The sequence below is a fragment of the Streptomyces sp. NPDC000941 genome (genome assembly GCF_053599555.1).
Genome location: NZ_JBSFMM010000042.1, coordinates 48,552 through 59,998 on the forward strand (window position 1 = coordinate 48,552; position 11,447 = coordinate 59,998).

Below are 11,447 nucleotides of genomic sequence, written 5' to 3' on the forward strand. Positions count from 1 at the left end.
CACCGGGTACTGGGCGGTAAGGGCGGTCAGCGATCGCGTTCGTCACGCGGGGCCGGGGACGGGGCGGGAGAGGGGGCCGGGGACGGGGCAGCGCGTCCCTTGGTGCCCTCCCGCTCCACCTCCCTGATCAGATCCTGGAACTCGGAGCGGATCCAGTCGCGGGTCGCCACCTCGCCCATGCCCATCCGCAGCGCGGCGATCTCCCGGGCCAGGAACTCGGTGTCGGCGATGGAGCGCTCGTCCCGGGCGCGGTCCTGCTCCAGGGTGACCCGGTCGCGGTCGGACTGCCGGTACTGGGAGAGCAGGATCAGCGGGGCCGAGTAGGAGGCCTGCAGCGAGAGCATCAGCGTCAGGAAGATGAACGGGAAGGAGTCGAACCGCAGCCGCGCCGGGGCCAGGATGTTCCAGCCGAGCCATAGGGCGACGAAGACCGTCATCCAGACGATGAAACGGCCGGTCCCCAGGAAGCGGGCGATCCGCTCCGACGCCCTGCCGAACGCCTCCGGGTCCCACCGCGGCAGCCGGAAGCGGCGGCGCTCCCTGGGCCGGTCGAGCCGGGTTCCCTCACCGGCCATCGGGGACCTCCGGCCAGCCGCCACGGACCGCGGGCCGGCTTCCGGGGACCGTCGGCGGGCCTCCGGAGACCGTGGGCGCGGCCATGCCGTACAGCTCCCGCTCCCGCCAGTCGGGCGGCAGCAGGTGGTCGAGCACATCGTCGACCGTCACCGCGCCGAGCAGCGAACCGCTCTCGTCCACGACCGGCGCCGTGACCAGGTTGTACGTGGCCAGATAGCTGGTCACCCCGGGCAGCAGGGCCTCGGGCCGCAGCGGCTGGAGATCGGTGTCGACGACCGAGGCGACGAGCGTGTACGGCGGCTCCCGCAGCAGCCGCTGGAAGTGCACCAGGCCCAGATAGCGGCCGGTCGGCGTCTCGTCCGGCGGCCGGCACACATACACCTGCGCGGCGAGCGCGGGGGTCAGATCCCGGTTGCGTACGCGCGCGAGGGCGTCCGCGACCGTCGCGTCCGGGCGCAGCACGATCGGGTCGGGCGTCATCAGCCCGCCCGCCGAGCCCTCCTCGTACGACATCAGCCGCCGCATGTCCGCCGCGTCGCGCGGCCGCATCAGGGCCAGCAGCCGCTCCTTGTCCTCCTCGGGGAGCTCGGAGAGCAGATCGGCCGCGTCGTCCGGGGCCATCGCCTCCAGGACGTCGGCCGCGCGCTCCTCCTGGAGCTTGCCGAGGATTTCGACCTGGTCGTCGTCCGGCAGCTCCTCCAGGACATCGGCGAGCCGTTCGTCGTCCAGCGCCGCCGCCACTTCGCCGCGCCGCTTCTCCGAGAGGTGGTGCAGCACATTGGCGAGGTCGGCGGGGCGCAGCTGTTCGAAGGTGGCCAGCAGATTCTCCGCGCCCTGCCCCTGCTCCTCGAGGGAGAAGCCGGTGACCGCGGACCAGTCGACGGTCAGCGTCTCCCCGCGCCGCCGCAGCGCGCCCGACCTGCCGCGCCGTACGAAGACCTTGTCGATCTGCCAGTCCCGGCGCGCGGGCAGCTGCGCCATGGCCACGTCGAGGACCGTGACCTCCTCGCCCGTCTCCACCATCCGTACGGTGCGGTCCAGCAGCTCGCCGAGCACCAGGGTCTCGGTCGGGCGCTGCTCGAAGCGCCGCATGTTGACCACGCCCGTGGTGATGACCTGGCCGGACTCGACGCTGGTCACCCGGGTCATGGGCAGGAAGATCCGGCGGCGGGTGACCACTTCGACCACCAGACCCAGCAGGCGCGGCGGTCGGCCGCCCAGGCGCAGCATGGCCACCAGATCGCGGACCCGGCCCACCTGATCGCCGTTGGGGTCGAAGACGGGAACACCCGCGAGGTGCGAGACGAACACCCTGGGGGCGCCTGCGGGCATGTCATGCGCCTCCCTGTGTCGTGGGCTCTTCTGCCAGTGCAAATGCCGGTTTCAAAGCTGTATGCGCTCGTATATGACTATTGCTTTGAATGCCTGGTTCAGGCTAGCGCGCCCGGCCCTGCCCTGCCGCCGGGGCGGGACCCCTGGACGGCACCGGTACGCTGCCCCTGCATCGGCTTCAGGAGGCAGAGCAGACGTGCGCACCCGGAACCCAGCTGTCGTGGCGGCGATGTGCGCGGGGTTGGCCGCGGCGCTCGCCGGATGTGGCGGCGACGGCGGCGGCGAGGACCCCGACGCGGGCACCAACGGCGTGGGCAAGCTCCCCGCCGCGAAGATCGAGGCCAGAACCCAGAAGGCCGCCGGGGACGCCGAGGCGGTACGTCTGGCCGGCGAGCTCGTCACCAAGGGGCGCACCTACAAGGTCGATATGCGGCTCAAGGCGGACGGCGGCACCGGCCAGGTCTCCACCGAGGGCAGCACCTTCCAGCTGCTGCGCGTCGGCAAGGCCCTCTACCTCAAGGCCGACGCGGGCTTTTGGACGCACAAGAGCGAGAGCGGTGAGGGCGGCGGCAGCGGGCAGAGCGGGGGCGGACAGAGCGCGGGCGACGCGGCCGCCGCGAAAAAGCTCGACGACAAGTACGTGAAGATCCCGGCCGGGGACCCCTCGTACAAACAGCTCAGCGGGCTGACGGACAAGACCCTGCTGCTCGACGGGCTGCTCGGCCTGCACGGAAAGATCTCCACGGGCGACCGCGGCAAGGTCGACGGCGTACGGACCATCCGGATCCGCGGCGGCGAGGGCAGCGGCGGGGCGCTCGACGTGTCGTTGGAGGGCACGCCGTATCCGCTGCGGCTGGAGCGGGCGGGCCGCGCGGGCGTGATCCGGCTCGCCGACTGGGACAAGGACTTCACGCTGGCCGCGCCGGACAAGGGCGATGTCGTGGACTACGGACAGCAGATCCCCAGCGGTACGTAACGCCCCAGCGGTACGTAGCGCCTCAGCGGTGCGTACCGCTCAGCGGCCCTTGCGCGAGCGGCCCCGGCGGGCGAGCAGCTTGGGGAGGCCGGCGGGCATCGGGTGGCGGGTGGTGGCCGGGCTCGGCGGCGGGGGCGCGGCCAGGGAGCCGGACGGCAGCTCCTCGACCGGGGCCGACGTCGGCTCCAGGCGCAGCACCCGGCACTCACGGGCCCAGCGCTCGGCGATCCGATCGGAGTCCGGGGCGTTCAGCCGCTTGCCCTTCAGCTCGTCGACGGCGGCCGTCCACGCCTCGCCGCCGGGCGCGAGTTCGGCCACCCGGGCGGGCCAGGTGACGAGCCGTCCGCCCTTGTCCTTGCTGCGCACGGTGACGGTGGCGGCGCCGCCGTCCACCAGACCGAGGTCGCTCAGGGGCTGCTCCCCGGGGCCGTCCCCGACCAGACAGACCGCGCCCTCGTGCCATACGTGCCACAGCGCCCGCTCGGCGACGGCCTGGGCGCCGGCCGCGCCACGGACCCAGACGAGGGCGGACTTCTTGGCCGCTTCCTCGATGAGGGCGCGGTCCAACGGGGTCTGCGTCATGCCGACAGCCTATGGCCCGGTGGGACGACCGCCGTACGGACGGCCGTCCCACCAGATGGGCGGACAGTTCCGAAGGGTCCTCATGCCTCTTACCCTGAGGCGGTGTCCAATGCCAGTTCCAGCCGCTCCGGGACCTCCGCCGGTGTCGGTCCGGCCGGTCCGGCCGGACCCGTAGCCCCTGTCCCGCAGACACCCGCCGTCCACCCCGCCGCCACCCTCGATGTGGCGCTGCTGGCGCTCGCCGTCGCCTCGGTCTCGTTCTCCGCGCCCCTGGTCGCCGCGACGGCGGCCCCGGCCCTGGCCGTCGCGTTCTGGCGCAACGCCATGGCCGTCGGCGCGCTGACCCCCTTCGCGCTGCTGCGCCATCGGCGGGAGCTGCGCGGGATGGGGCGCGGCGGGGTGCTGCTGTCCGTCGGGGCGGGGGCGCTGCTCGCGCTGCACTTCGGGGCGTGGCTGCCCAGCCTGCATATGACCTCCGTCGCCTCGTCGACCGCGCTCGTCACCACGACCCCGATCTGGACCGCGCTGCTGCTGCGGCTGCGCGGGCAGCGCCCGTCCGGCCTGGTCTGGGCGGGTATGTCGGTCGCCCTCCTCGGCGTGCTGCTGCTGACCGGGGTCGATCTGTCGCTGTCCACGCGCGCGCTCGCGGGCGACGCGCTCGCGCTGGTGGGCGGCATCGCGGGCGCGGGGTATGTGGTGCTCGGCGCCGAGGTGCGGCGGACGGTGAGCACGACGGCGTACACGTACGTCTGCTACGGCACCACCAGCGTGCTTCTGCTGATCACCTGCCTGGCCTCCGGTACGGCCCTGGGCGGCTACAGCGGCGCGACCTGGCTGAAGCTGGCCGTGCTGACGGTCACCGCGCAGCTGCTGGGGCACTCGCTCATCAACCGCGTGGTGAAGGGCCTGGGGCCGTCCATCACCTCGACCTCGCTGCTGCTCGAGACGCCGGGCGCGGCCCTGATCGCCGCCCTCTGGCTGGGGCAGATGCCGCATGCGGTCGCCTACCCGGCGCTCGGGGTGATCCTCGTCGGCCTGGCGCTGGTGGTGCTGGCGGACCGCAGAAAGCCCGGCTGAGTCCCGGCTGAGGGCTGCTCAGAGCCAGCCGTTGCGCTTGAAGCCGCGGTGGATGACGAAGCAGATCGAGACCGTGACGACGAGCATCGCCGGGTAGCCGAACTTCCAGCGCAGCTCCGGCATGTAGTCGAAGTTCATACCGTAGATCCCGGCGATCATCGTGGGCACGGCGAAGATCGCCGCCCAGGACGTGATCTTGCGCATGTCCTCGTTCTGGGCCACGGTGGCCTGCGCCAGATTGGCCTGGAGGATCGAGTTGAGCAGGTCGTCGAAGGCCAGCACCTGCTCACTGACCCGCGCCAGGTGGTCCGCGACGTCCCGGAAGTACTTCTGGATGTCCGGGTCCACCACCCGCATCGGCCGCTCGCTCAGCAGCTGCATCGGCCGCAGCAACGGCGAGACGGCCCGCTTGAACTCCAGCACCTCACGCTTGAGCTGGTAGATCCGCCCCGCGTCGCCGCCCCGCCGGGAGCTGGCCGCCGAGAAGACGTCGATCTCGACCTCGTCGATATCGTCCTGGACCGCGTCGGCGACCGCGAGATAGCCGTCCACGACCTGGTCGGCGATCGCGTGCAGCACCGCCGAGGGGCCCTTGGCCAGCAGCTCGGGGTCCTCCTGGAGGCGGTGGCGCAGCGCGCGCAGCGAGCCCTGGCCGCCGTGCCGGACGGTCACGATGAAGTTCCGGCCGGTGAAGCACATGACCTCGCCGGTCTCGACGACCTCGCTGGTGGCGGTGAGCTCCGCGTGCTCGACGTAGTGGATCGTCTTGAAGACGGTGAACAGGGAGTCGTCGTATCGCTCCAGCTTCGGCCGCTGGTGCGCCTGGACCGCGTCCTCCACGGCCAGCGGGTGGAGTCCGAACTCCTGTGCGATTCCGGCGAACTCGCGCTCGGTCGGCTCGTGCAGCCCGATCCAGGCGAAGCCGCCCTCGGCGCGCACGCGCTTCATGGCCTCGGCCGGGCTGCAGTGGTCGCTGACCCGCCGCCCGTCGCGGTAGACGGCGCAGTCGATCACCGCGCTGGAGACGGAGGGGTCGCGGGTGGTGTCGTAGTTGCTGGTGGCGCGGGGGCGGCGCAGGGCGGGGCGGACGGCTGCGCGCAGGTCACGGATCATCGACATGACGGGCTCCTTCACGGGCAGGCCGTCAGCGACGGGCGCGCGGCGCAGCGCGGCCCGGAAGGTGGACGTACGGGCTTCGGTGGCCGTACGTCCGCAAAGCGGGCGGCACTCCGTGCGATGGCGCTGACGGAACTTCGCGGTAGAAAAGAGACAAAGCGTTACGAAGGCGCTCTACCGTCAAGTGCCCTGGCTGCGAATCGACTTCACGTGTTTCACCGCGGAGCGGTGGGGTACGGAAGGTTTCAGATCAAGAACAGCCGCATACCGAGGGGAAGAGGACGGGAGAACTGTCGGTACTGCACGGTCGACTAGGATCCACCGCAGCCCCACCTCCTCCGGTCGGTCCCCCTTGAGGGACGACGTATAACTCCCTGGGCAGGCGCCAAGGCTATCAGCCGTCTGAACCGATAAGTCGCCGCTTTGCCTGTTCGATACGCGATCTATGCTCGCCGCATGTCAGACGTTCTTCAGCTGGTCGAGGCCCGATTGCGGACGGCGCTCGGCGAGCCTGACGCCCGCGCCGCCGTGACCTTCGTCGGCACGGACCGCATCGAGGTGCTGCGCTTCCGCGACGCGGACGTCGTGCGTTACGCCACACTCGGCATGGCCGACCGGCCGATGACCGACCCGACCGCCGTCGTCGCCGACCCGCTGCGCGGCCCGCGCGCCGAGCTGGTGCTGACGGTGCGAATCGGCGGCGCGGCCGTGGGCCCCGGACTGCCCGTACTCGACGAGGTGCTGCGCCCGCTCGCCGTCCTCGCCGCGTCCCCCCAGGTGGAGGGCGTGGTGGTGGCGCCGGGCGCATCGCTGGACCTGGGCGGGCCGCTGTGGCCGGGCGCGTCCTTCACCTCCGTATTGGTGGCCGAACCGGGCGGGCTGGTCGAGGACTTGGAGCTCGACCAGCCGATGGCCCCGGTCCGGTTTCTGCCGCTGCTGCCCATGACCGGGAACGAGGCGGCGTGGAAGCGGGTGCACGGCGCGGGCGCGCTGCAGGACCGCTGGCTCAGGCACGGCACGGATCTGCGGGACCCGAGCCGCTCCGGGGTGCCGCTGGCGAGCTGAGATGAGGGGGCGGCTCATGTGTCGGCCCGAGTCGCATCCGGACGGGTGATCGTCCTTGACGTGGCGACGCCCGGGGAGGACCGTGGGGCCCTATGAGGGGCGAACCCAGTTGCCCGAAGTGCGGTGGCCGGGTGCGGGCGCCCGGTCTTTTCGCCGACTTCTGGCAGTGCGGGGTGCACGGTACGGTGCATCCGCTTCAGCCGGTCGTCCCGCCGAGCGTCGAAGCACTCGTGGTCGTCACCAACCGCGCCCGGGTTCCGGTGTGGATGCCGTGGCCGCTTCCGGTCGGCTGGCTGTTCACCGGCGTCGCCTGTGCGGGCGACGACCGCAGCGGCGGCCGGGCCACAGCAGTGGCGTGCTCAGGACCCGGTCCGCTGGGCGGGCCCGGGGAGCTGCTGCTGGTCGCGGAGGAGCTGGGGGTCGGGCTCGGTGCGCGATACGCCGGGATCCGCGGCCCCGACCCGGGACCCGGTATGCGGGTCGACCGGGCGCCGCAGGTCAAGGTGTTGGCCGCCGGGCGGCCCACCCCGCTGTGGCTGGTCGAGGGCACGCCCGACGACCGCGCGGTGTTCGCGGGGGAGGCGTGCGGGCTGTGGCTGTGGGCGATCGTCTGGCCCGAGCAGACCGGTCTGATGATGTACGACGAGATGGTGCTCACCGATCTGCGGGACGCCGGGGCCGAGGTGGACCTGGTGCCGTGCGGGGCGCTGTCGCCGCGCATCCTGGGCTGATCATCTCGGGGCTGATCATCTCGGGCGCGGCCGGTTATTCTGAAGCGTCCCCTCCGTTCCACCGCCGCAGCTGGGAGCCCGCGTCGTGCGCATCGATCTGCACACCCACTCCACTGCGTCCGACGGTACGGACACCCCCGCCGAGCTGGTGCTGGGCGCCGCCGCGGCCGGCCTTGACGTCGTCGCGCTCACCGACCACGACACTGTCGGCGGGTACGAGGAGGCGAAGCGGGAGCTGCGCGGCGTTTCATCGGGGCTGACCCTGGTGACCGGCGCCGAGCTGTCGTGCCGGCTGATGGTCCCGCCGTCGCCCGGTGCCTCAGGCACTGCCTCAGGTGCGTCGGAAGACGGCGCGGCGGGCGTGAGCCTGCACATGCTGGCGTATCTCTTCGACCCGGTCGAGCCGGAGCTGGCGCGCGAGCGCGAGCTCGTCCGCGACGACCGGGTGCCGCGCGCCCGGGCGATGGTCGACAAGCTGCGGGAGCTGGGCGTGCCGATCACCTGGGAGCAGGTGGCCCGGATCGCCGGCGACGGGGCCGTGGGGCGGCCGCATGTGGCGACCGCGCTGGTCGAGCTGGGCGTCGTCGACAGCGTCTCGGACGCCTTCACTCCGCAGTGGCTCGCCAATGGCGGCCGGGCCTACGCCGAGAAGCACGAGCTCGACCCGTTCGAGGCGATCCGCCTGGTCAAGGCGGCCGGCGGGGTGACCGTCTTCGCGCATCCGCTGGCCCTCAAGCGCGGGCTGTGCGTGCCCGAGAGCGCGATCGCGGAGCTCGCGGCCGCCGGGCTCGACGGGATCGAGGTGGACCATATGGACCACGACGAGCCCACGCGCAAGCGGCTGCGCGGACTCGCCGCCGAGCTCGGCCTGCTCACCACGGGCTCCAGCGACTACCACGGCAGCCGTAAGACCTGTCGGCTCGGCGAGTACACGACGGATCCCGAGATCTACGGAGAGATCGTCCGCCGGGCGACCGGGGCGTCCCCGGTGCCGGGCGGGGCCGGCTGAGCGGTCCGGCCGTAGCCCGTCCCGTACGCACAAGCGCCCCCGTGCGACGAGGCACGAGGGCGCCGGAAGCTGCGTACTGCGAGCTACTGCTACGTACTACAAACGGGGCGTTACCGGGCTGAGCTTTCGGCGGGTCGGATGTAGATGCGCTGACCGATTGCGGCGGCCTGCTGCACGATCCGGTTGACGGAGGCGGCGTCTACAACGGTGCTGTCCACGGCGGTCCCGTCGACATCGTCGAGGCGCATGATCTCGAAGCGCATGGCTTCTCCCTTCGTCTGATCCTCCTGAGGAGAACTGTGGTGTGAGACGGATGCGCGCGGCGCCTGTGCCGCGAGCTTCCGTACGGTTCAACAGAGGGTGCCATGGAAAACATTCCCTACGCTAAAGAAAATTTTCGGGAGCCTAATTACCGTCTCGTACCAGGTCCGGTTGTGTCCTGAGCGCGTCGGCCCGGAGAATGAAGCGCGTATGAGTGACGTCACGCCTCCGGGCCAACCAGACCTCGCCTCGGTCGTCGCAGGCATCGAGCGCACCAATGAGCTGCTGCAGCGTGTGCTCGCAGAGGTCGCGACCACACCGTCCACCCACGCGATATTCGTGGACGCCGGCTATGTCTACGCGGCCGCCGGCCGACTGGTCGCAGGAACCGAGGACCGCAGAACCTTCGAGCTCGACGCCGAGGGGCTCATCGAGGCGTTCATCGACAAGGCCCGCACGATCTTCCCGGACAGCAGGCTGCTGCGCGTCTACTGGTACGACGGCGCCCGGCGCCGTATCCACACCTCCGAACAGCAGAGCATCGCCGAGCTGCCCGACGTCAAGGTCCGGCTCGGCAACCTCAACGCCAACAACCAGCAGAAGGGCGTCGACTCCCTCATCCGCTCCGACCTCGAATCCCTCGCGCGGCACCGCGCCATCGGCGACGCGGTGCTGATCGGCGGGGACGAGGACCTGGTCTCCGCGGTCGAGGCAGCGCAGGGGTACGGCGCGCGGGTGCACCTCTGGGGCATCGAGGCCGTCGAGGGGCGCAACCAGGCCGAGCCGCTGCTGTGGGAGGTCGACAGCCAGCGCACCTTCGACCTCGACTTCTGCAAGCCGTACGTCACCCGCCGCCCGGCGGGCTTCGAACCGTACGGAGCCGAACCGGGCCCGGGCGCGCCCGCCCCCGGCCGCGACGACGTCCGCTTCGTCGGCGCGCAGATCGCCGCGCGATGGCTCTCCTCGCGCGGCCGCGAATCACTCGCCGAGCTGCTGCCCGGCCACCCCTACCTGCCGGGCTCGGTCGACCAGGAGCTGCTGATCGACGCCGAGGCCCTGCTGCGGCTGTCGCTGCGTACGCATGCCGATCTGCGGCGCGCGCTGCGGGACGGCTTCTGGGAGCACCTACAGGCCCAGTACTGACGCGTCAGCTGTCAGCTTTTGTGGTCGACGCCGCCCCAGAAGTCGATCAGGGCCTCGGCGGTGGGGAGCGGCCGCTCCGCGTTGGGGGAGTGCCCCGCGCCCTGGATGACGGTGCGGTGGGCGCCGAGCCGTTCGGCCATCTCGTCCATCAGCGGCACCGGCCAGGCGTAATCCACGATCCCGGACAGCACATGCTTGGGCAGCGCCACCCCGGCCAGCTCCGCGACCCGGTCCGGCTCGCTGTTCAGCTGCCGCCCGGTGGCGATCAGCTGCTCGGGAACGGTGCCCAGCCAGCGCTGGTGGAGGAAGTCCTCGACGCCCGGCGGCGTGGTCTCCTCGGGCGCCTCCGGCGGGTCGAGCTCGCGCATCGCCTGCCAGACGGTCTCCATATCGGTCACGGCCAGCGCGTCGATCAGCAGCTTGGTGCGGGCCTGCTGCGATTCGGAGATGGCGGCCGGGCCGGAGGACATCAGCGTCAGCGAGGTGAAGGCGTCCGGGGCCATCATCACGGCGGTCCGTACGACCAGCCCACCGAGCGAATGCCCGAGTACGTGCAGCGGCGCGGAGCGCTCGGCGGTGGCGGCGGTGGGGTCGGCGTCGGTGGTGGTGCCGGTGGTGGTGTCGGCCCCGGCGTCCAGCGCGGCCGCCTGCGCCAGGACGTCCCGGGCCAGCTCCTGCCGCGCGTACGCCGCCTCGTCCCGCGGCCCGCCGGTCTCGTGCTGCCCGCGCCCATCGACCGCGACCACCCGGAACCCGGCGCGGGCCAGCGGCTCCAGCAGCGCGATGAAGTCTTCCTTGCTCCCGGTGAACCCGGGCACCAACAGCACCGTCCCCCGCGGCGCCCCCTCAGGGCGCGCGTCATGTACGGCGAACTCCCCGCGGGCGGTACGAAGACGGTGCGCACGGGCGCACCCGGGCAGCGTGATGAACGGCGGCCTGCTCATGCGCCGAGGCTAGCGCGCACACGGAAAATCCCGGCCAACCCGCCATGACGTGTGGGACGCCGCGCCCGCCGCGAGCGCGGCGTCGGTGGCGGGTCGGCTTCGGTCGGTGGCTGGGCCGGTGCCTGGGGCCTGTCCTCCGGAGGGTCCGCGTCTGCGCACGGTCAGGCCGCCACGTGGGTGACGCTGCGATTGGCCGCTGCCTCCGGCGGCCGGCCGTGGCTGGTGGCCGGTGCCGCACACCGTCCGGTCGCCGCCGCCCGGGTCGATGCTGCCATTCGGCTCGCCGCGCGTTCGGCGCCGTAGCCCCCAGGCGCGGTGGTGTCGGCGCCGCGTGCGGTGTCGCTTCCGGCGGGTCCGCGGTTTCCGGACGCGGGACGCGTCCCGGACAGCGCGATCGGAGGACGGTCGGGGGGATCGACCGGTGCGGCCGGACGACTGTTGCCCCCGGCTGGGGGCTCCGGGGATGCCGAAGGGCCCGGTCCGGGGGAGCGGATCGGGCCCTTCGGCGGTGGGGCGGGTGGCGTCAGCTTGTCTCTGTGGCCTCGGCCTTCGACGCTGCCGAGCGGGTGCGGCGCCGGCGGCGGGCCGGCTTGGGGGGGGCGGGGCCCGCGCGGGCGGGTTTTTTTGGCTGAAAG

Annotated in this window: 12 protein-coding genes; 6 read left to right on the forward strand and 6 right to left on the reverse strand. The window is 72.1% G+C overall.

Translation table 11 applies throughout. The annotated features are described in order from the left end of the window. Nucleotides 1-26: 26 nt before the first annotated feature. Together ACWDSL_RS16280 and ACWDSL_RS16285 are read right to left on the reverse strand one after the other, a co-directional pair. A complete protein-coding gene (locus ACWDSL_RS16280; RefSeq protein WP_450485799.1) occupies nucleotides 27-575 on the reverse strand; it encodes a DUF1003 domain-containing protein in 549 nt (182 codons plus the stop codon). Beyond that, nucleotides 565-1,908, reverse strand: coding sequence for a magnesium transporter MgtE N-terminal domain-containing protein (locus ACWDSL_RS16285; RefSeq protein ID WP_450485801.1), 1,344 nt, complete (start codon nucleotides 1,906-1,908; stop codon nucleotides 565-567). Before ACWDSL_RS16285 ends, ACWDSL_RS16280 begins: the two co-directional genes overlap by 11 nt. Before the next feature lie 196 nt (nucleotides 1,909-2,104). Between ACWDSL_RS16285 and ACWDSL_RS16290 the strand changes: the two genes are divergently transcribed. After that, on the forward strand, nucleotides 2,105-2,884 hold the full coding sequence (locus tag ACWDSL_RS16290) for a hypothetical protein (RefSeq protein WP_450485803.1): 780 nt from the start codon (nucleotides 2,105-2,107) through the stop codon (nucleotides 2,882-2,884). 39 nt (nucleotides 2,885-2,923) lie between these two features. Here ACWDSL_RS16290 and ACWDSL_RS16295 read toward each other — a convergent pair whose 3' ends face one another. Further along, nucleotides 2,924-3,466 (reverse strand): hypothetical protein, encoded by a 543-nt coding sequence (locus ACWDSL_RS16295; RefSeq protein WP_450485805.1) that lies wholly within the window; start codon nucleotides 3,464-3,466, stop codon nucleotides 2,924-2,926. Nucleotides 3,467-3,568: 102 nt separating this feature from the next. Here ACWDSL_RS16295 and ACWDSL_RS16300 point away from each other — a divergent pair, with 102 nt between their 5' ends. Next, nucleotides 3,569-4,543 carry a DMT family transporter gene (locus ACWDSL_RS16300; RefSeq protein ID WP_450485807.1) on the forward strand — a complete coding sequence of 325 codons (975 nt, stop codon included), beginning with the start codon at nucleotides 3,569-3,571 and terminating at the stop codon, nucleotides 4,541-4,543. Nucleotides 4,544-4,561: 18 nt separating this feature from the next. Here the strand turns inward: ACWDSL_RS16300 and ACWDSL_RS16305 are convergent, their stop codons facing one another. Further along, nucleotides 4,562-5,662, reverse strand: a complete 1,101-nt coding sequence (locus ACWDSL_RS16305; RefSeq protein WP_450485809.1) for a magnesium and cobalt transport protein CorA — start codon at nucleotides 5,660-5,662, stop codon at nucleotides 4,562-4,564. A 453-nt stretch (nucleotides 5,663-6,115) separates the two neighbouring features. On the opposite strand from ACWDSL_RS16305, the gene ACWDSL_RS16310 reads away from it, so the two are divergent. The 3 genes from ACWDSL_RS16310 to ACWDSL_RS16320 all read left to right on the forward strand — a co-directional run bounded on the left by ACWDSL_RS16310 (nucleotide 6,116) and on the right by ACWDSL_RS16320 (nucleotide 8,464). Beyond that, on the forward strand, nucleotides 6,116-6,724 hold the full coding sequence (locus tag ACWDSL_RS16310; protein ID WP_450485810.1) for a suppressor of fused domain protein: 609 nt from the start codon (nucleotides 6,116-6,118) through the stop codon (nucleotides 6,722-6,724). A gap of 92 nt (nucleotides 6,725-6,816) precedes the next feature. Further along, the gene (locus ACWDSL_RS16315; RefSeq protein ID WP_450485812.1) at nucleotides 6,817-7,455 is read left to right on the forward strand and encodes a DUF6758 family protein; all 639 of its coding nucleotides are present in this window, start codon (nucleotides 6,817-6,819) and stop codon (nucleotides 7,453-7,455) included. Between the two features lie 85 nt (nucleotides 7,456-7,540). After that, nucleotides 7,541-8,464 carry a PHP domain-containing protein gene (locus tag ACWDSL_RS16320; RefSeq protein ID WP_450485814.1) on the forward strand — a complete coding sequence of 308 codons (924 nt, stop codon included), beginning with the start codon at nucleotides 7,541-7,543 and terminating at the stop codon, nucleotides 8,462-8,464. Between the two features lie 110 nt (nucleotides 8,465-8,574). Here ACWDSL_RS16320 and ACWDSL_RS16325 read toward each other — a convergent pair whose 3' ends face one another. Continuing rightward, entirely contained in the window at nucleotides 8,575-8,727 is a 153-nt protein-coding gene (locus ACWDSL_RS16325; RefSeq protein ID WP_014176661.1) for a hypothetical protein, read from the reverse strand. 208 nt (nucleotides 8,728-8,935) lie between these two features. Between ACWDSL_RS16325 and ACWDSL_RS16330 the strand changes: the two genes are divergently transcribed. Next, on the forward strand, nucleotides 8,936-9,868 hold the full coding sequence (locus ACWDSL_RS16330; RefSeq protein ID WP_450485816.1) for an NYN domain-containing protein: 933 nt from the start codon (nucleotides 8,936-8,938) through the stop codon (nucleotides 9,866-9,868). 11 nt (nucleotides 9,869-9,879) lie between these two features. On the opposite strand, the gene ACWDSL_RS16335 is transcribed toward ACWDSL_RS16330, so the two are convergent. After that, entirely contained in the window at nucleotides 9,880-10,812 is a 933-nt protein-coding gene (locus ACWDSL_RS16335) for an alpha/beta fold hydrolase (RefSeq protein ID WP_450485818.1), read from the reverse strand. Nucleotides 10,813-11,447 lie beyond the last annotated feature (635 nt).

Bases quoted from the DNA above. Each gene is read 5' to 3' on its own strand.
- ACWDSL_RS16280 (WP_450485799.1), bottom strand. From the start codon at position 575: ATGGCCGGTGAGGGAACCCGGCTCGACCGGCCCAGGGAGCGCCGCCGC.
- ACWDSL_RS16295 (WP_450485805.1), bottom strand. From the start codon at position 3,466: ATGACGCAGACCCCGTTGGACCGCGCCCTCATCGAGGAAGCGGCCAAG.
- ACWDSL_RS16315 (WP_450485812.1), top strand. From the start codon at position 6,817: ATGAGGGGCGAACCCAGTTGCCCGAAGTGCGGTGGCCGGGTGCGGGCG.
- ACWDSL_RS16285 (WP_450485801.1), bottom strand. From the start codon at position 1,908: ATGCCCGCAGGCGCCCCCAGGGTGTTCGTCTCGCACCTCGCGGGTGTT.
- ACWDSL_RS16305 (WP_450485809.1), bottom strand. From the start codon at position 5,662: ATGTCGATGATCCGTGACCTGCGCGCAGCCGTCCGCCCCGCCCTGCGC.
- ACWDSL_RS16335 (WP_450485818.1), bottom strand. From the start codon at position 10,812: ATGAGCAGGCCGCCGTTCATCACGCTGCCCGGGTGCGCCCGTGCGCAC.
- ACWDSL_RS16310 (WP_450485810.1), top strand. From the start codon at position 6,116: ATGTCAGACGTTCTTCAGCTGGTCGAGGCCCGATTGCGGACGGCGCTC.
- ACWDSL_RS16330 (WP_450485816.1), top strand. From the start codon at position 8,936: ATGAGTGACGTCACGCCTCCGGGCCAACCAGACCTCGCCTCGGTCGTC.
- ACWDSL_RS16325 (WP_014176661.1), bottom strand. From the start codon at position 8,727: ATGCGCTTCGAGATCATGCGCCTCGACGATGTCGACGGGACCGCCGTG.